At 38.9% G+C, this 24,789-nt stretch carries 19 protein-coding genes, 1 tRNA gene and 1 pseudogene; 16 read left to right on the plus strand and 5 right to left on the minus strand.

Features of this window, described 5'->3' with window-relative positions; translation table 11 throughout:
• The first annotated feature begins 663 nt into the window (after positions 1-663).
• Entirely contained in the window at positions 664-873 is a 210-nt protein-coding gene (locus CSV77_RS14740) for a hypothetical protein (protein ID WP_099673987.1), read from the plus strand.
• A 175-nt stretch (positions 874-1,048) separates the two neighbouring features.
• Here CSV77_RS14740 and CSV77_RS14745 read toward each other — a convergent pair whose 3' ends face one another.
• On the minus strand, positions 1,049-1,945 hold the full coding sequence (locus tag CSV77_RS14745) for a LysR family transcriptional regulator (protein WP_099673988.1): 897 nt from the start codon (positions 1,943-1,945) through the stop codon (positions 1,049-1,051).
• Between the two features lie 200 nt (positions 1,946-2,145).
• Between CSV77_RS14745 and gltS the strand changes: the two genes are divergently transcribed.
• From gltS to CSV77_RS14790, 9 genes are all read left to right on the plus strand, one after another.
• Complete coding sequence (gene gltS, locus CSV77_RS14750) at positions 2,146-3,381, plus strand: sodium/glutamate symporter (protein WP_099673989.1); 1,236 nt, start codon at positions 2,146-2,148, stop codon at positions 3,379-3,381.
• 22 nt (positions 3,382-3,403) lie between these two features.
• Positions 3,404-4,348, plus strand: coding sequence for an agmatinase (gene speB / locus CSV77_RS14755; RefSeq protein WP_099673990.1), 945 nt, complete (start codon positions 3,404-3,406; stop codon positions 4,346-4,348).
• Between the two features lie 201 nt (positions 4,349-4,549).
• The gene (locus CSV77_RS14760; protein WP_099673991.1) at positions 4,550-5,239 is read left to right on the plus strand and encodes an Ltp family lipoprotein; all 690 of its coding nucleotides are present in this window, start codon (positions 4,550-4,552) and stop codon (positions 5,237-5,239) included.
• Between the two features lie 346 nt (positions 5,240-5,585).
• On the plus strand, positions 5,586-6,209 hold the full coding sequence (locus tag CSV77_RS14765; RefSeq protein ID WP_233212270.1) for an AIM24 family protein: 624 nt from the start codon (positions 5,586-5,588) through the stop codon (positions 6,207-6,209).
• A 146-nt stretch (positions 6,210-6,355) separates the two neighbouring features.
• Positions 6,356-6,874, plus strand: a complete 519-nt coding sequence (locus tag CSV77_RS14770; protein WP_144034682.1) for a hypothetical protein — start codon at positions 6,356-6,358, stop codon at positions 6,872-6,874.
• A gap of 190 nt (positions 6,875-7,064) precedes the next feature.
• Positions 7,065-8,567: an S-layer homology domain-containing protein gene (locus tag CSV77_RS14775; protein ID WP_158232083.1), complete on the plus strand. Its 1,503-nt coding sequence runs from the start codon at positions 7,065-7,067 to the stop codon at positions 8,565-8,567.
• A 275-nt stretch (positions 8,568-8,842) separates the two neighbouring features.
• Positions 8,843-11,116 (plus strand): CHAT domain-containing protein, encoded by a 2,274-nt coding sequence (locus CSV77_RS14780; protein ID WP_099673995.1) that lies wholly within the window; start codon positions 8,843-8,845, stop codon positions 11,114-11,116.
• A gap of 241 nt (positions 11,117-11,357) precedes the next feature.
• Complete coding sequence (locus CSV77_RS14785; RefSeq protein ID WP_099673996.1) at positions 11,358-13,391, plus strand: transglycosylase domain-containing protein; 2,034 nt, start codon at positions 11,358-11,360, stop codon at positions 13,389-13,391.
• A gap of 300 nt (positions 13,392-13,691) precedes the next feature.
• Positions 13,692-15,476, plus strand: a complete 1,785-nt coding sequence (locus CSV77_RS14790; protein ID WP_099673997.1) for a choline/carnitine O-acyltransferase — start codon at positions 13,692-13,694, stop codon at positions 15,474-15,476.
• 303 nt (positions 15,477-15,779) lie between these two features.
• On the opposite strand, the gene CSV77_RS14795 is transcribed toward CSV77_RS14790, so the two are convergent.
• Entirely contained in the window at positions 15,780-16,631 is an 852-nt protein-coding gene (locus tag CSV77_RS14795; protein WP_099673998.1) for a conserved phage C-terminal domain-containing protein, read from the minus strand.
• 354 nt (positions 16,632-16,985) lie between these two features.
• On the opposite strand from CSV77_RS14795, the gene CSV77_RS14800 reads away from it, so the two are divergent.
• Both CSV77_RS14800 and CSV77_RS14805 read left to right on the plus strand, forming a co-directional pair.
• The gene (locus CSV77_RS14800) at positions 16,986-17,639 is read left to right on the plus strand and encodes a DUF4352 domain-containing protein (protein ID WP_099673999.1); all 654 of its coding nucleotides are present in this window, start codon (positions 16,986-16,988) and stop codon (positions 17,637-17,639) included.
• Positions 17,640-17,857: 218 nt separating this feature from the next.
• Positions 17,858-18,145 (plus strand): annotated as a pseudogene (locus tag CSV77_RS14805) (Ltp family lipoprotein); the annotation flags it as partial.
• A gap of 104 nt (positions 18,146-18,249) precedes the next feature.
• Here CSV77_RS14805 and CSV77_RS14810 read toward each other — a convergent pair.
• Complete coding sequence (locus tag CSV77_RS14810; RefSeq protein WP_099674000.1) at positions 18,250-18,795, minus strand: cysteine hydrolase family protein; 546 nt, start codon at positions 18,793-18,795, stop codon at positions 18,250-18,252.
• A 122-nt stretch (positions 18,796-18,917) separates the two neighbouring features.
• On the opposite strand from CSV77_RS14810, the gene CSV77_RS14815 reads away from it, so the two are divergent.
• Positions 18,918-19,358 (plus strand): Lrp/AsnC family transcriptional regulator, encoded by a 441-nt coding sequence (locus tag CSV77_RS14815; protein ID WP_099674001.1) that lies wholly within the window; start codon positions 18,918-18,920, stop codon positions 19,356-19,358.
• Positions 19,359-19,463: 105 nt separating this feature from the next.
• On the opposite strand, the gene CSV77_RS14820 is transcribed toward CSV77_RS14815, so the two are convergent.
• Positions 19,464-20,249 carry a hypothetical protein gene (locus CSV77_RS14820; protein ID WP_099674002.1) on the minus strand — a complete coding sequence of 262 codons (786 nt, stop codon included), beginning with the start codon at positions 20,247-20,249 and terminating at the stop codon, positions 19,464-19,466.
• 194 nt (positions 20,250-20,443) lie between these two features.
• Here CSV77_RS14820 and CSV77_RS17305 point away from each other — a divergent pair, with 194 nt between their 5' ends.
• From CSV77_RS17305 to CSV77_RS14830, 3 genes are all read left to right on the plus strand, one after another.
• Positions 20,444-20,569, plus strand: coding sequence for a hypothetical protein (locus tag CSV77_RS17305; protein WP_255407107.1), 126 nt, complete (start codon positions 20,444-20,446; stop codon positions 20,567-20,569).
• Between the two features lie 462 nt (positions 20,570-21,031).
• Positions 21,032-23,092, plus strand: a complete 2,061-nt coding sequence (locus CSV77_RS14825; protein WP_099674003.1) for a catalase — start codon at positions 21,032-21,034, stop codon at positions 23,090-23,092.
• A 415-nt stretch (positions 23,093-23,507) separates the two neighbouring features.
• Positions 23,508-23,579, plus strand: a tRNA-Asn gene (locus tag CSV77_RS14830).
• 86 nt (positions 23,580-23,665) lie between these two features.
• Here the strand turns inward: CSV77_RS14830 and CSV77_RS14835 are convergent.
• Positions 23,666-24,394, minus strand: a complete 729-nt coding sequence (locus tag CSV77_RS14835) for a polysaccharide deacetylase family protein (RefSeq protein WP_233212271.1) — start codon at positions 24,392-24,394, stop codon at positions 23,666-23,668.
• Positions 24,395-24,789: the final 395 nt, after the last annotated feature.

Raw genomic sequence — 24,789 nt, forward strand, 5'->3', positions numbered from 1 at the left:
ATGTCACGAGCACCTTATGTAATGGCAAAACCGGAGCGTGCATTTCCAAGGGGAGATATGAAACTTCAGCCCCTAAAGTAAAGTGGTGTAGGAGTATCTATTTAGTACTCCTCATACTTCATATAGAGAGTTTTCTAGAAAAGGATACATGGCCTTTCTAAATAGATAAAAGGGCGCATATAGTATTTCTGAATGAATGTTGCAAGTATCCTTACGGAGACGCGTTAAAAAATAAGATACCTATTAATCAAAACGATAGAGAAACTGTGGAAATCAGTTGCTTTATCGTTTTTTATTTCTTAAAAATAAAATGAAACTATATACAATAACCTACGTCTATAGCGCGAAGAAGTGCTTAAAGATAAGAAAAAAGAGATGAAAATTCAGATGTTGTTGGAGTGAGAAAATCTGTGTGAAGAGGTTCGGAGTTGTGGTGATGAAAATTGGGAAGTTAACTTTTCGTAGATGTTCCTTACACTAATTTCATAATGGATTATTCATGTAAATAGGGTACCAGGTCACACACAACTTGGAAACAAATCTGAATTGAATTAGAGTTGTGTGAGGACCTGGTACCTTTATAAAAGCAATTGACCTATTAGAATAACGCACTACAATTCAGGGTCGTATAAAAGTATATTTAAATTAAGGTAGGTGCATAAAATGTCCGAAATAATCAAAGCTATTCCAGTGGATAAGATGACTGAAGCAGGTGTAGAAGTAGGTAGAGCATTAGGAGATGCAATAAGGAAAAACCCTAAAGAATCATTAGCTGTAGCCCTGTTTTTAGGTAGCCTTTATGTTCTAAAAGATAAAAAACTTAAATTGAAACTGAAAGTGAAAGATATAGATATTGATTTTGAAGCAGAATAAACTACTTGAGAACATAAGGCGAGAATTCAAATAAGGTACCTGTGTGGGAAACAAACGTGAATGTGTAAACAATCATGAAAGTTTCACGCACAGGTATTTTTCATGAAAATTCACGCGATAACATGTAGCTGCCAGGCCGAACCGCTATAATAGATGACGCATTCCCAATAATCCATCACTTACGAACAATAATCTCATTCGAAAACTGAAGAGTAATATCAATAAAGTCTTGAATAGGAGGCGGGAGATAGCGTTCAGGCTGATAGACTAAATATACTGTTCTCTTGGAAGCGAAGTCTTTTATGAAGACTACGTTTCTTCTTTTCGATGGATTTAGGGTGAGAAAGCTTTCTGGTACAACCGATATACCCAGTCCATTCTCTACAAGGCTACATGCGGTTTCTAAACTTTCTGTTTCGAATTCTACTGTGGGTGAAAAGCCTACATGCTCGCATGCTTTGATAAATGTTTCTCTAATTTTAAAACCTTCCAGGCTATGAATAAAGGTTTCGTTTTTCAAATCGATGATTTCAATACTCGTCAGGTTTTTAAATCGGTGATCAGGAGGTGTTAGTAATACGTAATTTTCCTGGAAGATTGGTATATATTTGAAGTCGTTGTGATCATTGGCTATAGATGTGATACCTAAATGAATGTCAAAGCTCTCTAAATTTTTTACAATATCCTTCGGTCCTAATTCCCGTACTTTCATCGAGACAGCAGGATTTTTGCTCTTGAAAATTCCGATCATATGGGAAATGAAATACCGGTATGATTCAATCATTCCTAGATTGATTTTGCCTTTACCTACATTTCGTGCGTCCTCCATCTCTTTGTAAATCTTATCGAATAACTCCAATACATTCCCCGCATGTTTATATAAAATTTCTCCTGGTTCGGTCAACTTCAAACTTTTCGTGCTTCTTTCAAATAATGTACATCCGAGCTCCTTTTCTAATGATTTGATGGTATTGCTCAAAGCTGGCTGTGAAATATGTAATTGTATTGCAGCCCTTGTAAATTGTCCGCATTCTGCGATGGTATGAAAATGCTTTAAAGAGCGAATGTCCATTTTAGCACCTCTTCTTTATAACTATAAGTTATCAATTCATAATAATCCGATATTAGACATTATATATCTAGTGATATACAATTTCAACTAGATGGAGTGTTTAGAAAGTTCTAATTCATTTGATTTCATTTTTTATGGAATTATCTTTAGCTCCTAAGCAAAAAGCGATGTTTAGCGATAAATGGAAAGGAGGAACTGCTATGTCATCGAGTAGAAGTGAGAATGGAATGCTAATCCTGGATGTCGATATGATTACTTTTACTGCTATCGGGGCAGTGTTACTAATCTTGGGGACATGGATCGTAAAGAAATATGAAATTCTTTGGAAGTATTCAATTCCAGGGCCTGTAATTGGCGGTTTTGGATTTTCACTATTAATGTGGGGAGCTTATGAATTAGGGCTTTTTGAGTTTCAATACGACAATACACTCTACGATTTATTCATGTATGTTTTCTTTGTAACCATTGGCTTGTCTACCGGCGTGTCGATTTTGAAAAAAGGCGGTAAATTGCTTTTGATTTACATGTTGGTTTGTTGGTTCCTGGCTATTTTGCAAAACGGTATTAGTGTCGGGGCAGCATGGCTGACTGGCATTAATCCACTCTCAGCATTAATGGCAGGACAAGCATCTATGCAGGGCGGTCATGGCATGGCAGCCTCACTTGCTCCATTAATTGAGTCATTTGGTGAATCAAATGCATTAACGATTGGAATGGCTGCTTCAACATATGGACTAATAGCAGGCTCGTTAATTGGAGGACCTGTCGGCAATTGGCTGATCACTAGAAAAAATCTAAAAATCCAAACTGACACGGATGATTTGAATGCGCTTGCAAGTGAGATTGAAGAGAAGAAGACGGCGATTACTTGGCAAAATGTGCTCATAGAAGGTTCTTTAATCTTTGTAATATTGTCCATCGGTTTGCCAACAGCACAGTGGATTACAGAAGTGACTGGTTTCTCCATCCCAGGCCATATATTTAGTCTTTTCCTAGGTATTATTTTCCGCTCAATCAATGAGCGAACGTCATGGGTGCCTATGACAGACACGGCAATGGATATAATTTCAAATGTTTCATTGAACATGTTTTTAGTAATGGCCATGATGAAACTGAAGTTATGGGAACTGTACGATCTGGCTCTTCCTTTAGCAGTAATTCTCGTTTTGCAAACACTAGCGACAATGGCAGTTGCGGTATTCATCCTATATAGATTGCTTGGGAAGAACTATGACGCGGCTGTGATGTCAGCAGGATTTATTGGACATGGATTAGGAGCCACGCCAAATGGATTGGTTGTCATGAATGCGATATGTACGAAATATGGTGTCTTTTCTAGGAAAGCGTTTATCATTATCCCGGTTGCGGGGACAGTTTTAACAGATATCGTCGGAGTACCTATATTTGTATTTCTTGCAAACCTTTTAGGAAATTAAACTAGTAATGGGGGAATAACGAATGGAAAAAATTAATATGCCGATCACAGGAATTTGTTCTTTTGCTAAGTATCCAATCTGCACGGACTGGGAAGAAATTGATGCAGACATCGCAGTTTTAGGGGTTCCGTACGATACGGGCGTGGGCTTTTTAAGCGGCTGTCGATTTGGACCTAGAAGAATTCGAGAAGTGTCCACGCATTACGCACGTGGGAATGCAGGGTTCTACGATCCAGAACGGGATGAAGTATTTTTAGGCGGAGACGTAAAAATCGTGGATGCAGGGGATGCGGATGTCATCCATGGAGATATAGAGCAAGCATTTACTGCAATTGAATATGCAGTAGCAAAAATTCGAGAAAAAGGTGCTATTCCTGCAATTATGGGAGGAGACCATTCGATTTCCATCCCTGTTGCACGCGCATTAAAAGATGAAGGCGATATCACCGTCATTCAATTAGATGCACATTTAGACTGGTCAGATGCACCAGGCGGGCAGACATTAGGAAACGGTAGCCCTATGCGTAGAATGTCTGAAATGGATCATATTAAAGATATGGTACAAATCGGTTTGCGCGGATTAGGGAGTAGTCGAAAAGAAGATTTTGACGCGGCAAAAGCTTACGGAAGCGAGCTAATCTCAGCACGCGATTCCGCTAAGTTGGGTGTAGAAGGTATACTTAATAAAATTCCAAAAGCCGATAAGTACTATGTGACGATCGATATTGACTGCTTCGATATATCATTGGCTACGGGTACAGGATCTCCTTCACCTGGAGGTTTCTCGTTTGATTTCCTAAATGACATTTTAATTGGAATCGCTGAAAAAGGAAACGTCGTTTGTTTCGACCTAGTTGAAGTTGCTCCTCAATATGATCCGACTGGTGCGACGACTCGAGTAGCAGCTATGACGATGCTGAACTTTATGGGTCATATTCTTAAAAACAAAGAAAAACATGCAGACTGATAGAATGTACTATAGCCATGCAGCGAATGTATTTTATTCGCTGTATGGCTTTTTGAGTGGGTACGAATGAGCAAATCGGGTATCTTTAAATAGTTTGAAACTTTTTAAAGAAATTGACGTCTGTACGGGGAAATATAGTTTAGGTGCCAAATTGGCACCGATTGTATATTACTACTACATAACGTAAAGGGGAGACAGGAAATGGAGAAACAGCAAAAAAAGAAAAAACCATTTTATAAAAAGTGGTGGGTTTGGTTGCTTGCAATTATTATTATAGCGGCAGTCAATAGCGATGATGAAGACACAGAGAGTGCTGACGTGGAAGAAAGTCAACCAGCTGTTACGGCATCGGCGGAGGATAAGCCGGAAAAGGTAGAAGCAGAGACCGAAAAAGTAGAACCTGAGGTGAAAGAAAAACCAGTAGAAGACAATGTACCTAAAGAATTCAAAACAGCTTTGAATAAAGCTGAAACGTATGCAAAAACAATGAACATGTCTAAAAAGGCTATTTCTGAACAATTGACTTCAGAGTATGGTGAGAAATACTCTGCTGAAGCTGCCGAGTATGCAATGAATAATCTTGAATTTGATTGGAAAGCAAATGCACTGAAAAAGGCAGAAACGTATTCTGATACTATGCATATGTCAAAGCAAGGAATCCAAGAACAGCTTGTCTCTGAAAATGGTGAGAAGTTTACAGCGGAAGAAGCACAGTATGCAATCGATAATTTGCAAGCTGATTTTAATAAAAATGCGTTAGAGAAGGCAAAAACGTATCAGGATACTATGAGCATGTCACCGGAAGCGGTTAGAGACCAGCTGGCTTCTACGTACGGTGAGAAATTCACACAAGCAGAAGCTGATTACGCAATCGCTAATTTAGGTAAATGATGCTAGCTCATTAGGTGCCATGTCCCAACGCAATTTAGAAACAATTCTGAATTGAACTAGAGTTGTGTGAGGACCTGGTACCATTTGCGAAAGTTTCATGCACGCCTATCATCAATACATAAGAAATGTGAATTCTACTACTCTTAATCATGTTATAATTACCATAACCTTGCAAACAAATTAGAAAATCAGAAAGCGGGCGATTATTCTGTTTACGATCAAAAATTTTGAAGACAACGAGAATGTAAAAGTCAGGGAGGAGCTAGGCCCTTTTAAAGTAGTAGAGTTTCAAAGAGAACTAAGTATCGATCATGCTACGGCCCAATCGGCATATTATGCTTCTGAAATGAATGTAAGAAGAAGGCAGCTAGTTTGCGATGTCAGTCAATCAAACATTACGATTCAGGCAGGGGCCATGCAATGGATGGCCGGAGATGTGAAAGCGACGACTGGGCTCAAGGGAGTAGGAGACTTTATTGGAAAAGCGATTCGGGGCAAAGTGACCAAAGAATCGGCCATCAAACCTGAGTACACGGGAACCGGTACACTTGTTTTAGAACCAACGTACAAGCATATTTTGCTACTGGATGTTGACGAGTGGGATCAGTCACTCGTCATTGAAGACGGACTCTTTTTAGCTTGTGATTCAGGATTAAAACATAAGGCTGTGATGCGCTCAAATCTTTCTTCTGCTGCATTGGGCGGGGAAGGTCTTTTCAATCTTGGACTTTCCGGGCAAGGAACGATTGCACTGGAATCTTCCGTATCGAGAGAGGAACTTATAGAAATTGAGTTAGAAAATGATGAGTTGAAAATCGACGGGAATATGGCGATTGCTTGGTCAGGCGGTTTAGAATTTACTGTCGAGCGCTCTGGAAAAACACTTATGGGTTCGGCGGCTTCAGGCGAAGGATTGGTAAATGTCTACCGCGGAACAGGAAAAGTATTAATGGCGCCTTTCCTTCAATAAATTCGGAATATCAGATTCTATTAAAATAAGGTGCCTGTGTGAGAAACAACCGTGAATGTGTAATCCATCATGAGAGTTTCACACGCAGGTATTTTTAATTTCCAGAAATATGTTAGGATAAAGTAAAAATGGAAGGGGAGTTTGAATTGAAAAAGATGAATAGTGCATTGGGTTCGTTTGTTATCCTTGGGCTATTGTTAGCGAGTTGTGGAACGGATGACGAAGAAACGAAGCAAGTCGATTCACCAGTGCAAAAAGTCGAGCCGGCACAAGACAATGAGTCAAAAGTCGAAGTAATGGAACGTCCGCCAATGGTCAACGAATTCAATGAAGAAACCGACGACTTGGAAGAAGCATTTTTCTCTGAATTTTCAAGCGTGAAAAGTTTCGTTGAAAGCTCCGTAAATGACATGAAAGAAGGTTCTGACTATCGAGAGAAATTTGCACATGCTGAACAATTTCTTGCTAATTCGACAATTACGTATATCGGATATTTCCACAAAGAAATTGAAGAACTTGGGATGACTGAAGACTTCGAAGAACTAAAGACGATCGCAGCAGAAGTAGTTGAGAAGTTTGAGACAAGCGGTGAACATCTTGAAGAGTATGAAACGAAGTATATGGAATTCGAAAATAAAATGAGGGACGTCTATTCAAAAATGTAAATAGACGTTCTTTTTAAAATAAGGTACCTGTGTGAGAAACAAATATGAATGTGTAAACCGTCATGAAAGTTTCTTGCACAGGTACCTTTTAGTTTTTTAAAAGACCTCCGAAAAAATTGAAACGTTTACCTGATTTCTCCGTCTGTACGACAAATCGACATACAGATCCATGATGGGGAGGTTAGAAAATTTGAAGAAGAAAATTGTAACGATGTTTGGCGCATTGGTGCTGGCGTGCAGTTCTCCGGTTGCTGGTTGTGCCGCTGGAGAACAAATATTTTCTGATGTACCTGCGAGCAAGCATTTTGCACAAGCGGTGAATGAACTAGCGGAACGGCATGTCATTGGCGGCTATCCAGATGGAACATTTAAGCCCGGCAATTCAGTGACACGCGGACAGGCTGCTGCAATTATCGTGAAACTGACAGGCATAGACACTTCAAACGTGAAAGATCCGCATTTCAAGGATGTGGCAAAAACAAACGGTTCTTATCAGGCAATTGCCGCACTGGCGCAGGCAAATGTCATTGGCGGTTATGAAGATGGCCGGTTTGGTCCGAATGATCCAGTGAAACGGGGACAGCTCGCTTCTATTCTTGTAAAAGCATTCGATTTGCCGCGTTATGATTTCTACGGAATGAAAAATCCTTTTAAAGACGTCGCGGGCAACCAGTCTCACAGTGCCAGCATTTTGATACTTCACCAGTTTGGAATTGCGGGCGGCATTGCGCCGGACCGTTTTGGTGTGAATCAGCCGGTGACGAGGGGACAAGCAGCTAAGATGATGAAAGCAACAGAAGATGAAAAACCTGCGATGGTTTCATTTAAACCGGAAGAGCTTGGGATGGACGGAATATATTCAGTGATTTGGAAAGAGGATCAGGACGTGTACGAGTCGATTGTCGCTCGCGACACAGCGTATGGACCGGGTAGACTGCAACTTATAGCACTGAAAGAAGGAACTGCGACACTGAATGTCAGCGGATATAACGGAGACTCGCCAATGAATGAAGATGAGGAGATCTACCGGAAATATTATGTGCATGTTAAAAAAACAGCTGACGGACTGAAACTTTCAATTGAGCAAACAGATGATTATTTGCCGACAGAGGCACCGCTGGAATCGTCTAAAGCTGAGAAAATCAAGAAAGTCAGACTTTATTCAGCAACTGTTGAATTGCTAGAGGGTGACGCAGCTCTCCATATATGCAAAGAGGATCAAAAGACTTGTATAACGATTCGCCAGCCGGGCAACTATTATGCCGTTGCCCAGCTGAATAGTGGTGAAGAAATCCGCTATGCGATGCATGTGAAAGAGCCGGAGCATGCCTATTTTCATTACGACATGGATGTGTTGAGAGAGCGGCCGTTTTATACATTCAACGTGGAAGAGCTGTTTGAAAAGAATGGGTATTATGATGAGAAGGCGGCACGTAATATCGGGAAGCACACTGTCGTTACAAAAAATGCGAAACACATTGCAAACATTACAAGAGATCCCCGAACGAATGTATTTCATGTTACAGCTAAGAAAGCCGGCACAGTGGAAGTAAAGTTTGAAAATCCCGTTTATTTTACGGGTGAAGTAGGGGACGGGGTATCAGGTATGATCACCGGCATGGAAATAAAGGTCCGGGTGTTGAATGGCCTGATTAATGTTTCTGCTTCACAAGTTTATGAACTTAATTATTGACGGTGAATTTTGGATATTGAAGGAGAGTATAAGGGATATCGCATGAGGGGGAACTCTTGTGTGATATCCCTAAATAATCTATCTGTGCATTACACAACTCAAAAACAATTTAGAATAGTGCCCGAGTTGTGTGATGCACAGGTAAACAAGATCAAATACTTATATTATTATTTAAGCATACTCGTATTTCCCCTAAACTTTTAAGTACAAATTAGTATAACTTATTCTAACTATTCCCGAGGTTAAAATTAAAATTGGAAAGGAAGATTGAATTTATGATAAGTACAAAATTTAATAAAGTAACAAAATTAGCAGAAGAGATACGATTTGTTGATGAAGAAAAAGTTCATTCATTAATAATCTTGTGTAACCAAGTGAAAGTTAACCATCAAATTAGCACTTTGAAAGAAATTTATGATTTATTTTGTAGTATTTCCCTGGTTTTTCCACATGAAGACTATACTTTGCAAATTGAAATTACTAATAATATTTGTGATGCATTTGTTGAGATTGGTAAATTGGAATCAAGGTTTATATTAAGAGAATTTGATGGAATAACTTTAAGTAATGACATTTTCTTTGACAGAAGGTTTGCTAAATTTTCTGATCCTCATATATTTGCAATGGGTATGTATGCACTTTTAGCATCCAAATTAAATCATTTAGGAATAACTGGAGAACTTGATAACGCATTATTAAAAGCTAGAGATCCATGGGTAAATATTTATAATCGTGATACAAAAAAAGGCGATGAATTTTTAAAAAATGAACTACTCTTTCGAAAAGTTAATATCATGTATGCAAAAATAAATGAATCTAACAGACAAAATTTCGTAGGTAAATATTACTTGTTATTTAAGAATGCTATCACAATAGGTGACATAAATAATGAAGCTAGTTATTACTTTTTTAGTATAAAACCCTATGTGATTTTAGGTAAAAAAGCATCAATTTCAGACATACTTTTTTATACATACTATTTAGAATTATTGCTTAGCAAAAATGATATTGGAACTACTTTTAGAGAAATTGAACAACTGCTTTTGAATGAGTTTTCAATACAATCTTCATTAAAACGATATACATACAGTTATGAAATAGCAAAAACACTTGCAAAGGTCTATAAGGATAGAATGTGGAGTGAAATTGCATTAGCGATACCTACTGAAGAAAAACATCCTTCAGATGTTTGTTCGTTAGAAATGTTATTAATCATAAAAAATAATCACTCCGATTCTAGCCAAGAAATCATAGCAAAGATTGAATCACTACTATTTGATGCTAGAAATTCATATCCAACGAGAATAATGCTAGATTTGTATAAAAAGAAATATACATTTGTTTTCCTAGAAGCAATTACTTACTTTTACGAAAAAAAAGATTGGATTTCGATTATAAAGGTAACTTATTTATGGAATTGTTTTAATGATGTTGATAATGCAGATACTAATTTCCAAGATAAATGTATTCTGGTTTCAATTTTAAACTTAACTACTGAAAAGCCTTTATACATTTTTTCTAACCATGGAGAGGTTACTTACTTTGAAGCAGAGAGTAAATGGGTTCTTACAGATATATTAAAGGCCAAAGATATATTGGAAGATAGTTGGACAGCATTAATTGAGGCACCCGAATCATTGGAAGTAAAACTAGCAGACAGAATGTATATTCATACTGCTAAAGATTATACTAATATGTTAGGCCAATTTGTTGAAGTAGAGAAGTTGAGTAAACTTTTGGAGGATTCTATTAATGATTATATTGAATTCATAGAAATATGTTGGACTAATACCCCTATTGTTCCATTACTAGACAATTTAATTGAAAGTAAAATTGTAACTTTACGCACGAATAAAAAACTTAATTCTCTTAAAAGCGTGAGAAAAGTATTAATTTGGGCAAATCCAGATAGCACTTTATATAGAGCGCAATTTGAAGTAGACGCCCTCAAAGTATTATTAGATGACAGGGAAATTAGTTATGAAGTTTATTCTGAAACGGAATGTAACAAAGATCTGTTCCTACAAAAATATTCTGACTATGAATTCGATGTTATCTGGTTAATTACTCATGGTGAATTCGATCACAATAACCCACCAAATTCTCGGATTATCGTTTCATCAGATGCATACATAACTACAAAAGAGCTTTCAGAAATTAAAATTCAAAGATTAATTAAAAGATATTTAGTTCTAAACGCTTGTCAGAGTGCAACATCAGAAATCAGATATAATAGTATGGGTTTTACTGGAATTGCTTCTAGTTTAACTAATTCCCAACAGAGTGTACTTGGACACTTGTGGCCCGTAGACGCTATGGGTTCAGCTCTATTCGGATGTCTTATTATGAAATATCTTGTTTCTACAGATTTACCTGATTTAGCTTTAGCGCTAAAATCAACTGCTAAAACAATGTCATTTGGTAATGAAGCTATTATTTCCGAGTTGAAAAGTATTAATTCAAGTCTTGAAATTATTGATAGAATTCAAAGTAGTAGCGAAGATTTTTCAAGCCCTTTCTATTCTCAATCTGCTATGGTTTTTGAATAAAAATACAGTACCTGTGTTCGAAACAACCGTGAATGTGTAAACAATCATGAAAGTTTCATGCACAGATATTTTTATTAAGATATTACCCAGAAGCCCAACTTCTGAGTAATATCTTTTTTACATACATTCGTACCAAAATCCCCCAAAAGACAAAATCCGCAACCTTCAAACACCTCCATCGTCTATACTATGCTGTATACTACCAATAAAAATCCTCAGCAATAAAGCAGGTGAATCCTATATGAAAAGATCCGAATATAAAGAACAACAGCGTAAAAAAACGCCAATAAAGAAAATTAGCCTGAAGAAAAAGATCATCCGTTTCGTATCCATCAGTGTACTGCTTGCCGTTCTTTGCACACTACTCGTACTGAATGTCTTCATAACATTCAGTGACGTGAGTAAACTCGAAGAACCCGCACCCAGATCGACGGTTATTTACGATCCGAACGGAGAAGTCATCAGTAAGGTTTCGAATTCGAATATTGAAGGTGTATCGATCGACCAGATTCCGAATACGTTGATCGAAGCAGTTATCTCCGTGGAAGATCAACGATTCTACAAACATCACGGCATTAATTATTTGAGGATGGGACGCGCCTTACTCGAGAACGCATTTAAAGGTAAAATCGTGGCAGGGGGCAGTACGATTACGCAGCAACTTGCGAAAAATGTCTTTTTGACGCAGGAGCGTACGTACTCGCGTAAATTCAAAGAACTGATCCTCGCAAAGAAGATTGAACGGGAGTATTCGAAAGAGGAGATCATGGAACGTTACCTTAACCAAATCTATTTCGGCGACGGGGCGTGGGGTGTTCAACGTGCGGCGCAGACCTATTTCGGTAAGGATGTCAGCGAATTGACGTTAAGCGAATCTGCGACAATCGCAGGCATCATTAAAGCACCGTCGCATTTAGCGCCAACAAAAAATATGGAAAAGTCGGTGAAACGGCGCAATCTGGTGTTGTCGTTGATGCTACGTGAACAGTATAGTAGTCAGCAAGAATACGATGAAGCGATAGGACAGAAAATAGAACTGGCTGATTCGACAGTGCCAGATTATAAAGCGAAATATCCCTATTATATCGACCGTGTAGTGGACGAGGCGGTCAATATGTACGATTTGACGAGAAATGAAGTGCTATCCGGCGGTTTGCATATTACGACAGAAATTAATCCGGTGGTCCAGAATGCGCTGGAAGAAGTGTATGCGGATGATAGATATTTTCCGAAGAGCACTCCAGATCAAATTTTGCAGAGCGCCTCTGTTTTCTTGAACCCTAAAACAGGCGGGATCCTGGCGTTAGTCGGTGGTAGAGGAGAATATACGCATGGAAGCTTTAATAATGCGACTGACCTCATCCGGCAGCCTGGATCTGCGCTAAAGCCGCTTGCCGTCTATACGCCGGCACTTGAGCAAGGGTACCATATGTCGGATTTGCTTGTGGATGAACCGATAGATATGGATGGGTATTCTCCGAAAAACTTTGATCAGAAATATAGAGGGAACGTGACCATGTACGATGCACTCGCACAATCGTATAATATCCCTCCCGTTTGGCTGTTAGATCAGATCGGCATCAAAAATGGAGTTCGTGCTGTTGAACGGTTTGGAATTCCATTAGAAAAAAATGACCGTGCACTTGGATTAGCCTTGGGAGGACTGGTCAAAGGCACTTCTCCTTTGCGGATGGCACAAGCGTTTTCTGCGTTTGCGAATGATGGAGTGATGGAGGAAGCTCATGCGATCACAGAAATTAAAGATTCGGAAGGAAAAGTGCTCGGAAAGTGGCGGGGTGAGTCTGTGCAGGTGACAGATGCGGAAGTTGCCCAGCAAATGACCTATATGCTGCAAGGGGCTGTTGCGGAAGGTACTGCCAAAAAAGCACAAATTCCCGGTGTGGACGTGGCAGGGAAGACGGGCACCACACAGCTCCCGTTTGAAGGAGTGGACGGTTCAAAAGATCATTGGTTTGTTGGCTATACACCGGATATTGCCGGTGCGGTCTGGCTCGGATATGATCAAACAGATGCCGACCATTATTTAACCTCCACGAGTAGCGTTACCGCACCGCCCATTTTTGCGCAGGTTGTTTCAAAATCAGCCAGCGAATTAACTGTGAAGAAATTTGATTTGTCGTTAATTGATAAAGAAATAAAAGAGCTGAAGAAGCAGAAGAAAATGACAAAGGAAGAAAGAGAAAAGAAAGAGAAGAAAAAAGAGTTTTGGGAGGAGATTGAAAAGTGGGGACGGAGCTGGTTTCGGGTTGAGTAGGTACCAGGTCCCCACACAATTTAGAAACGATTCTGAATTGAACTAGAGTTGTGTGTGGACCTGGTACCTTTTGTGAAGCTTTGTTCAAGGTTTCACCGTGAACAGAAAAATGGTATACTATTTGAAGATGCCAAACCAACTGTTTACACTTATTATCCATACATATCGCGATTGAAATGTAATTTCGGTTGAACGATTTTATTGAAAGCAACAACCACAACAAATAAATGGCTTGAAAAGAAGATTGGAAATCCGATCTTCTTTTTAGCGTGAAAAATGATAAACGCTTGGAAATGAATCATGAGGGGACTAATTATTATAAAAAAGACATTTGCTTACGAAAATAAATTACCATCTTTACCCATACCGCCAGTAACGAGTACAAGGGAGAAACTTCTTGAATGGGTTGAACCACTTTTAAACGATGAACAACTTAAAGAAACTACGGGGGTGGTTACCCATTTCTTCAAAGTGGATGGAGACGCAGAAAAACTTCAAAAAAAATTGTGCGAATGGGATGCCAAAATGGAAGGTAGTTGGCTAAAGCCTTTATGGGATGATATGTATTTAAATTTCCGCGACCCTTTGCCAACGGGCATGCATTTCAATATTTTATTAGATAATAAAAAGCATGAAAATCGATATACGCGTGCGGAACTTGCCGGAAGGGTTAGCCGTTTAGTTACGGAATTATATCATTTAATAATTGATGGCGAAGTAGCGCCCGTCATACAAAATGGTGTGCCCCAAGATATGAGTCAATATAAGAAGTTTTTTAAGTCCATTCGCATTCCGAGAGTAGAAAGAGATGAATTTAGACTAGCGGCATTCGAGAAAAGAAATAACCATGTCATGATTTTATATAATAGAAATGTTTATAAAGTGAACGTAACCAATAGTGAAGGTGAAATTTATCAAAGCAGTGAAATCGCAGATGCTATTGAAAAATCTTTTCAAGAAGAGCAAAGTGAAGGCGCTAACGTAGGAATTTTTACAACTGGGAAAAGAGACGAAGCTGCGAAGATATATGATCAACTCACCGTATCTAAAGTGAATGCGGATACTTTACAAACGATAGCGGATTCGCTCATTGTCATTTCTATGGATGAAGAAAGTAGTAATTCCGAAGAAGCGATTGAGAACTTAATGTTAAATGGAACGAACAAATACTTTGATAAAACCATCCAAGTCATCCTCACTAAAAAAGGTGAATTGGGTTATAGCATCGAGCATTCTTCGGTTGATGGTACGACGATATTTGCTGTCATTAGCTATGTAAATGAAGGCCTGGAAAGTGAAGAGCCTGAAACCATCTATACGACTGAACCCACTCGAATGGAAAAACAACAATGGGAATTATCTGCGGAGATTGAGAAGTCGTTAATGAGATTCGAAGAAGATCATGCGAGAGTCAAAAAAGAGTTTTTTATTAAAACGAGAACCTTCAACAGCTTTGGTTCAGATGAAATCAAAAACCTGAATATGAGTCCGGACGCTTTTTTTCATATGGCCTTACAAATTGCACAGTACAGAACGTTTGGCGTATGTAGAAGCGTGTATGAACCCGTTTCAGTCCGTGCATTTTATGAGGGAAGAACAGAATGTGCGAGAGCGACCAGTATGGAGAAGCTGAACTTGGTGAAAGCGCTAGAAAACGGTGCAGAGAGTAGTGAAGTGTTGTATGCCTTAATGCAAAAGGCGAGCGCGGCTCATACAAATCGAATCATAACGTGCCGTAAAGGATTCGGTGTTGAAAGACATATGTACGGCCTGGAGCAAATGTATAAGTTACACGGGGTAGACATCGGTATGACGGATACACCTGCACTCTTTAGCGACCCTGGCTATTTGACACTGCGTCATGATTTTATTTCGACAAGTGGTATGGCTTATGACAATGTAAAGTATCGAATATTCGGCCCAGTCGTTGAAGGTGGTTTTGGACTCGCTTATATTTTATTAGATCAAACGATTTCTATTAATATCTCCTCCAATGCGGATGAAGCAGATCATGCGCAGAAGTTAACCAATCATTTGATAGATGCATTTTTAGAATTAAGACAGATTGCGAATCGTAGTCTTTAAATACTTCAAGGCTACTTGTTAACAGATGTTCGATTGAGTGAAATCAGTTTAGTACAGGACTTCCACTATTTCCAAGATATACTGGTGCTTTCATCGTGACGACTGGCGCTTGCCATGTTGTTAGCTCAGTGTAATCAATAATCGTGTACTCATTCGTAATGCCCTAAAAGCTGAAAACAAGGTACCTGTGTGAGAAACAATCATCAAAGTTTCACACAGGTGCCTTTTCTTACTTAAAAACAATTCAGAACAGTGCCTGACTTGTGTGATGCACAGGTAAACAAGACCAAGGCCAAGAATACGCTAATTCAATAGTTCACTATCCAACGCTAATCTCTCACCACCACTAAAATCGAGAACTGGTGGAACATATGATTCTCCTCTCGGTTCCTTTGCTACGACTAGTTCATTACTATAGTTTTCAAAGTTTGTAGCGTTAAACAAAGTAGAGGGTCGTAGGAACGTATTGAATTCACGGTGGTTCAACCATTGCTTGGTCTTTAGGTCGATGACACGAATAAAGTCTTCCTGTGTGTAGCCTTCTTTGATTCGACCGTTGATGAATTTACGGGTAGCAGCGGACTCCGCTTTGAAATGTTTTCCGGTTTTGTCGTTTAGGTATTCAATAACAGAATGTGCGACGTCGAGATTCTTCTCGACAATGGTTTTATTTTTTATCTTCTTAAGTTCTTTGGTTATAGGCCGTCCCATAGTGGGATACGCCGTCGTACCAGTGTGGGTTTGCACAGCGTCCAATTGTGAGTCGGTAATCGTCTCATGTTGAGACGGTGGAGCATCTAATTTTGGGTTCGCCGGTATCTCATTTGGCATATAGGAAAATGGCAGCTTTTCATAATCGATCCGGTACCATTTTGTGTTGTCGATTTTCATCTTATTGTGCTTGGAAGTGGAAATCAGATAACCCTTTTGTTCTAAGTCGTACGTAATCCGTTTAATCGTGTTCAACGACCAAAACGGAAATTCTTCCATCCAGTCGTCATACGTATTGAACACCCATTTATGACCGTCACGGATGTTTTTTGAAATGTTCAAACGGTAGTGAAGTTGTTGCAGGAATAGCGCAGCGTTCAGTCCTACTTTCATTGCTAATGAAGGTAATAATGGAATCGGATCTTCGTTAATTAATAATTTCATATGGTGGTCCTCCAAGAGTAAAGTGTTGTAGGAGTATTCATCTAGTACTCCTCATACTTCATATAGAGAGTATTTCTAAAAAGGATACATCGTCTTTTTAAATAGATAAAAGGGCGCGTGTAGTATTTCTAATGGAAATTTGCAAAATGGGATACCTTTAATAAAGAAGGTAACAGGTCCCCACACAGTTAGTGAACAATTCTGAATTGATTTAAAGTTGTGTGAGGATTATTTATGGGTAGATACTATTACTCACTATAGTTTTAAAAGCTAAACAGCTAAAAAATATAGACTAATGTTTAATTATGGTATATGATTGAGTAAATATAATTAGGCATATAGGAGGATTTTTAGATGTCATCTCTGGTAAAATGTAAAGCTTGCGATAATGATATCGCAAAAGGTGTAAAGAAATGTCCACAATGTGGAAAAGATCAGCGTAATTGGTTTATGCGCCATAAAATCATGACGTTTTTAGGTGCGTTATTAGTACTGATTATCATTAGTAGTTTAGGTGGCGGTAATGGTACCGATACCGATGAAACGGCAGTTGCTAATGAACAGACAAAAGCTAACGATGAGAAAAAAGAAGAATTTATTTATTCAGTAGGCGATACAATAAATATTAAACAACTAGATATTACACTAACGCAAGTTGAAGAACTAACACAAATTGGCGATCCACAATTTCTAGGTAAAAAAGCCCCAGAGGGATCAGTTTTGGTAGCGGTCCAATACACTATGAAAAATGTTTCAGATAAGCCTGTTGGAATGTTTAGTTATCCCACGGTTAATCTAGTAGACGGAAATGAAACTAAGTATAGTTCTGATTTTGATGGTTCGGTTGCGTATTCTGTAGAAACAGGCATTGACGATTCTAAAGCAGTATCTGATCTAAATCCAGATATTAGCGTGACGAAAGTTGAAGTATATGAAGTATCTGAAACGAGATTTGCGGAAGGCGATTGGTATATTCAGTTAGGCAAAGAGAAAATAAAAGTTAAATAAATTAAGTAACTAAACTACCTATTATCATAAATAATAAATGAGACGTCTAATCAGTTTGCGATTAAACGTCTCATTTTCGTATGGAGAAAAATACTAGACAGGGGTGTGGGTGGAGTGATTAATTACTAAGAAAAGAGGAAAAATGAAATAAGGTACCTGTGTAAAAAAACAAACATAAATGTTTAAACTTTCATGAAAATCTCACGCGCAGAAACCTTTCATTTAAAAAGGCCGAAACGTATTCTGATACTATGCATATGTCAAAGCAAGGAATCCTGGAACAACTTGTCTCTGAAAATGGCGAGAAGTTTACAGAGGACGAAGCACAGTATGCAATTGATAATTTGCAAGCTGATTTTAATGAAAATGCTTTGGAAAAGGCCAAAACGTATCAGGATACTATGAGTATGTCACCGGAAGCGGTTAGAGACCAGCTGACTTCTACGTACGGTGAGAAATTCACACAAGCAGAAGCTGATTACGCAATCGCTAATTTAGGTAAATGATGCTGGCTGATTAGGTGCCAGGTCCCAACACAATTTGGAAACAATTCTGAATTGAACTAGATTTGTGTGAGGACCTGGTACCTTTCGTGAGATTATCTAGCTTCTTATTGCAAGAAGTCCTCAGTTGAAGTTACAGCACAATACATACCGTTAAGGGCACCGACAAACGCGTAATGAACCTGTTCAGCTGGAACGTCTTTACCCCCATAAGATACGTCTCTTGTCGCACATGCATCTTCAATGAGAGTTGTCTCAAAGCCCAGATCTACTGCGGCTCTGACTGTTGCATCAATACACATATGCGTCATCATACCTACCACGACTATCTCGGTAACACCATTTTCACGTAACTTTTTTTCCAAATCAGTCTGTAAAAAGCTGTTAGGGAAATGTTTGATAATTAGGCTTTCGTTTTCCAAAGGTTGAACAGTTTCATGTATTTCCGCACCATCCGTATCTGGGAGGAAGAATCCTAAAGCTGGATCAGCTGCGATGTGCTGAACATGAAAAATATTTTCTTTATCGTTCTCCCTAAACCATTCAAGAACTTTGGCAGCATTTTCGGCAGCTTTATCTGGATTAACTAATTCCATCTTTCCATTTGGAAAATAGTCATTTTGAATATCTACAATAATTAGCGCTGTGCTCATTATTTCTCCACCTCATTGAAAGTATTTTGGTACACTATAATCATATCTCGTATATTAATTTTTATCGATATGTTGGCGAAACACTTTCAGCTCAAAAAATTTCACGGTGAAAGGAATTAATTATGGAACTTGATAACATTGATTTTAAAATCCTACGATTATTATCCAAAAATTCACGTATTCAATGGAAAGATTTAGGTGAACAAATTCATATGACGGGACAAGCAGTAGGGAATCGTATAAAAAAACTTGAGAATAGCGGTGTAATTAAAGCCTTCTCTCTAGAAGTCGATGAAATGAAAGTAGGACTATCTTATACAGCGTTTATTATTATATATATGAAAACAGCGAACCATGATGCGTTTATACGATTCATGAATGATTGTAAGGAAGTAGTAGAAGTTCACCGCGTGTCAGGCGAAGGCTGTTACCATATTAAAGTAAAACTCAACCACCAAGAACAATTGAATCTCTTTCTAGATAAAATTCTTGAGTATGGAAATTATAGTGTACATTTATCGATACAAGAGATTAAACAACAAAATCCGTTGACTGCTACATGAAATAAAGTACTTGTACCAGAAACAAAATAAGGTACCTGTGTGGGAAACAAACAATCATATTTGTTTCCCGCACAGGTACCTTTCATTTAGGACGGCAGGTCAACTTCAGTAATTCGTTGACGTGCATTCCTGTTTTGATTCCTTCGTATACTCTTTCTTAGCTTCATCAAAAATTTTAATTTGAGCAGAAAATGTTAGTGCAGATATCGTGATGACTACTGATAATAAGCTGACTCCGTTAAATAAGGTGATGGAATCTTGGTTTTCTATCCAAGCATATAAACTTTTTAAGGCCTGAGATTCTTCAAATTCTACTGTGGACTTCCACTTCTTCATACCAAATAAAGTGAAATAGGCTATGAGTATGACAGATAATAAGCTGTTCACAATGGTGATATTCAAATATTGTTTTTGTTTATCCAAGTCCATAGTCTTTGAGGGCTCTTTCAAGCTCAATTCCTCGACTTCATCTTCACTGTGTGCTTTTTCTGAAGGGAACACTCGCTTAAGTACAAGGAAGTATAGGAAGTTAAAGAAATAAATTAGTATGATATATACTGCGAACAGATAAGCAAGGAAGCCTATTACAGAGACATATCCTGCTGCATTTAAATTCGGAGTCAATAAAGAATAAAAAGCGGTAATCGAGATAATTAGAAAAAGTGAGAGCGAAATTTCGTAATATTTTGGATAAGCACTTTCTTCTTTATATTTGTGATACCATATGGCTAAAAATAAGACGATCGCAAATACCATATAGAAAACAAATAAAATCGATAATTTGCTTTGAAAGGTCAAGCTTATTGGAACTGCGATAAACATCAAGATATATAGTAGAATCTCCATACCACTCAATTTACTAAAGTCTGCTAACTTCCAAGCTTTTTTCACTATCATCCCTCACTTGTACTAATAAATAGTATATTCTTAACAATCGTTACCCTTAGTATATCAGTAAAAGAAGCGCCATATATGATTCTATTTGATATACATTCATAGCGAAGACAAGAAAATCATTTAGAAGTATGCACAGTTATGACCGGTGAAAGATATAGATCGATAAGGTACCTGTGTGAGAAACAATCGTGAATGTTGAAGCGATCATGAAAGTTTCACGCACAGGTACTTTTTTGAATGATATTGGCTTGATCCAGCGAGTGGACAGTTCAGGGAATGAGCTGTACGGACTGGTGGAGCGTGTGAAAGAATAATCACAGGGACCTGGTACCTTTATGATGTTGTTGTCTTGTGTTCATACGTTTTGAGAATGTACATAATAGTCTACTTTTTGTCGTTGTTTCTTTGAAGAAATAAAAATCATAAGTTTGGGGAGTACGCGACGGGGTATCTAAGAATTGTGTATGTAAATGAGATATACATCAATTTAAAACACAAAGGAGGATTATAAGTACTGGCTAAGAATGATCGAAACGAACGTACTCAAACGACGACATCATGCCCATGGATGGAAGAAGTAGGACATATAGGTAGCAAGATTACCTTTAGCATAGTCAAAGAAAATATAAGTCCAGTGTTTCGATGGGAGAGTGATAGATTAAGAAATGCACTTAAATTGTCGTAAGTGTAATATTAAGTGCAGTTCTTAGTTACGCATTCTCAAAATAACATACAAACTATAGTTTAAATTGAAACCGAAAAGGGTGAATAAATAGATGGATAAAAACAATAAAAACGAGCCAAAGAAAAATCCGAAAGAAGAGCAATTGGACAAGTACCGCAAACAGAACACAGGTCCTGACCAACCGATGACAGAAGAGAGTGGCATGAAAGTAGCGAATGACGAGCGATCTTTGAGAGCAGGGAAACGTGGACCTCACTTATTGCAGGACTTTCATTTTTACAAAAAACTAACTCATTTCACACGTGAGCGGATACCTGAGAAAATTGTTCATGCGCGAGGATTTGGAGTGTATGGTGAGTTTGAACTGTACGAATCCATGAAAGAGTATACGAAAGCAGATTTCTTGCAAGAAGTCGGAAAGAAAACCCCTTTGTTCGTTCGTTTCTCCAACTTCACGGGGAATCGGGGTTCCAAGGACACGGCGGTTGATATTCGTGGGTTTGCAGTTAAATTCTATACTGAAGAAGGGAACTATGATTCGCTTTCACTTCAATTCCCTGTCTTTATCCTAGCTGATCCCATGAAGTTCATGGATGTATCACATGCAGCCAAACCCAATCCGAAGACGCATATGCCACAGGCCAGTGTAGCCCATGATAATTTCTGGGATTACGTTGTCAGTAACCCTGAATCTGCCCATATGGTAATGTGGCTCATGTCGATGCGCGGTCGTCCGAGAAGCTGGCGCATGATGGAAGGATACCCGGTTAATACATTCAGATTCGTCAATGAAGAAGGAACTTCTACTTTTGTACGTTTTGTCTGGAAGCCGAAGCTTGGCGTTCACTCTTTGCTTTTGGATGAAGCAAACTTGATTGGCGGAGCGGACCCAGACTTCCATCGCCGTGATATTGTGGAAGCAATTGAAAACGGGGCATATCCAGAATATGAGTTGGGTGTGCAGTTAATCGCTGAAAAAGATGAATTTAACTACGATTTCGATATTCTAGATGATACGAAACTTTGGCCTGAAGAAGTAATACCTGCAAAGATCATAGGTAAAATGACGTTGAATCGTTTGATGGACAATTTCTTTGCGGAAGAAGAACAATCAGCGTTCAATCCGTCAAACCTTGTTCCGGGCATCGAGTTTTCCAACGATCCCGTCTTGCAAGGCCGTTCCATTGCCTATCGGGATACGGAACTATATCGCCAGCATTCACCGAACTATGAAGAATTGCCGGTAAATCGTCCGATTGTTGATGTCAATAATAATTTACGAGATGGCTTATTGAAGCAAGAAATTGACACGGATACTGTTCATTTCCACAGCAATACACAGGCGGAAAATAGTCCTTCGGAAACCTCACTGGAGAGTGGAGGATACGAAAACTATCCAAAAGAAGTAGAAGGCCATGTGACACGAGAGTTCCCGAGCGATTCTTTTGATGATCATTTCTCGCAAGCAAGGATATTCTGGAACAGTTTATCAAAGCCTGAAAAAGAAGATCTGATTGAGTCATTCAGTTTCCACCTTGGAAGTGTAAAAAGCAAGGAACTTCGAGAAATGAACGTAGAATTATGGGCAAATGTCGATAAACAGATGGCTGGGTTGATTGCTGACAACATTGGTGTGGATCAACCGAAAAATAGTCATGTGAAAATGGATGAAAGTTATCCATCCCTGAGTCAATTGAATTCACCTCACTCAGCGATGACCCAAAAAGTTGGTGTGTTGATTGGTGAAGAATTTAACGAAGAGGAAGTCACTGCCGTGTTGGCTACATTGCGTGAAAACGGAGTGGTAGTTGAAGTCATTGCGGAGAAGTTGGGACCTGTCAAAGGCGATAAAGGAACGGCACTAGAGCCCAATAAGACATTTTTGACTGTTCATCCCGCAATGTATGACGCAATTTATGTAGTAGGCGGCAAATCTAAAAATCAGATGAAATTCGATCAAATGCTGTTAGACTTCATTCGACTGCAATATATGCACCTAAAACCAATTGGCGTATCTGCAGGAAAGGATTCCCTCATCTTGCAAACAGATCAAAGTCATCCTGTCGGTGTTGTGTCAGCAACCGATAATCCGGATTTTGCAGACGCATTTGTAGAAGCTATTGCTCAAAAGCGTTTCTGGGATCGCAAGTAAGCTAGAAAAGGATTATTATAAGAGCAGTAAGCCGCACCTGAGCAGAAATATACTAGTTTCGTGCTTAGGTGCGGCTTTTGAAAGAAGGTACCAGGTCCCCACACAAATCAGAAATAATTCTGAATTGAACTAGAGTTGTGTGAGGACCTGTACCTTTACGACAATTTGACCTTGCCAATAAAGTGTTGTTTAACACTATCTCGGAATGGTCTGGAATCAACTTATTGGCGCCTTTGGACGTTTCTGGGCAGTAGCGTTTCTCCATACAGGAGCCTTACCTAACGAGGGGTATCTATGCAATTCATTGCAGATACTATACGAGGGCATGTAGTTTGTCAACCGATACTTTGGCTATGATCTCTTCCAAAAATAAAGTGCCAGGTCCCCACACAATATAGCGCAAATGAACTCTCTTTTCAAAGTAGCTCAGCGATGGAGCAATCGGCTGTTAACCGATCAGTCGCAGGTTCGATTCCTGCCTTTGGAGTACATAAAAAATTCTCCCGACCGGCTATGTGCGGTTAGGAGAGTTTTTTGTTTTGCGCAGATATACATGTTTGTTGCGTAGGCACTTCATTCATCATCCCATGCTGTTCCGTTCACACGCTTTTCACTCATTAGTTCACTGACGGTACCCAAACGAAAACCTTTTTCTGTGATTTTTGTAATCATATCTTCCATTCCTTCAGCTACAGGTTTAGTCGGGTGCATTAAAACCATCGAGCCGTTCCCCACTTGAGATACTACCCTGTTCACCATTTCATTAGTCGCCGGCTTTTTCCAGTCGACTGTATCTACCGTCCATAAAACCGTATGCATTCCTAGCCGGCTTGCGGTTTCAACCGTTTGCTGATTAAAACTGCCGCTTGGCGGACCGAACCACTTGGGCGAAGCAATTCCGAGTGTTTTTATGATGATATCATTTGTCTTTTTTAACTCTTCCATTGTTTCAGCTTCTGATTTCTGCTGTAAATCGGGATGGCTGTATGCGTGGTTTCCAATTTCATGGCCATCATGATAAATCAATTTAGCTAAATTAGGATTTTTACTTACCCAGCTGCCGTCGAAGAAGAAGGAGGCTTGGATTTTATGCTTCTTCAGTACATCCAAAATTTCAGGAATATATTCATTACCCCAGGCAACATTAATTAAAAAAGACACCATCGGTTTATCCGGATTTCCTTTGAAAATGGGGTGGGGGCCTAGATCTTTCAAATGAACAGAGGGGGAAGTTTCTTTGTAAACGACTTTTGATTCATCCAATTTGCCAGTCGTTTTCATTTTTCTGTAACTGGCTTCCAAATCCACTTCCAGTCCATTGTAGCCGGGGATGGCTTTCCAAACTCTGTCGACCTTTGCATCCACCGCGGGGATATAATGTGTCTCGCTGAATGATACTAATTCTGTCGTCAGTCTGTCTTTGCTAGTTTTAGATACGGAGGCAGTGCTTACTAGATTCGTATCTGCTCCCCAATGATTGGTGAAAAGAACTAGGTAAAGTATTCCTATACAAGCAATGAAAGAAATAAGCCAGATCCGTTTCAGTTTATATCACCTCTTCTCTAGTTGGTAGTGTTTCCTGTACTTGAATAAGTATGCATCGGTACCAGGTCCCCAAACAATTCATAAACAATTCTGAATTGAACTAGAGTTGTGTGGGGACCTGGTACTTATTACTATCCGTATACTTCCGCTAT

The sequence above is a fragment of the Sporosarcina sp. P16b genome, from assembly GCF_002743065.1.
In the GTDB taxonomy this organism is placed as follows: Bacteria; Bacillota; Bacilli; order Bacillales_A; family Planococcaceae; genus Sporosarcina.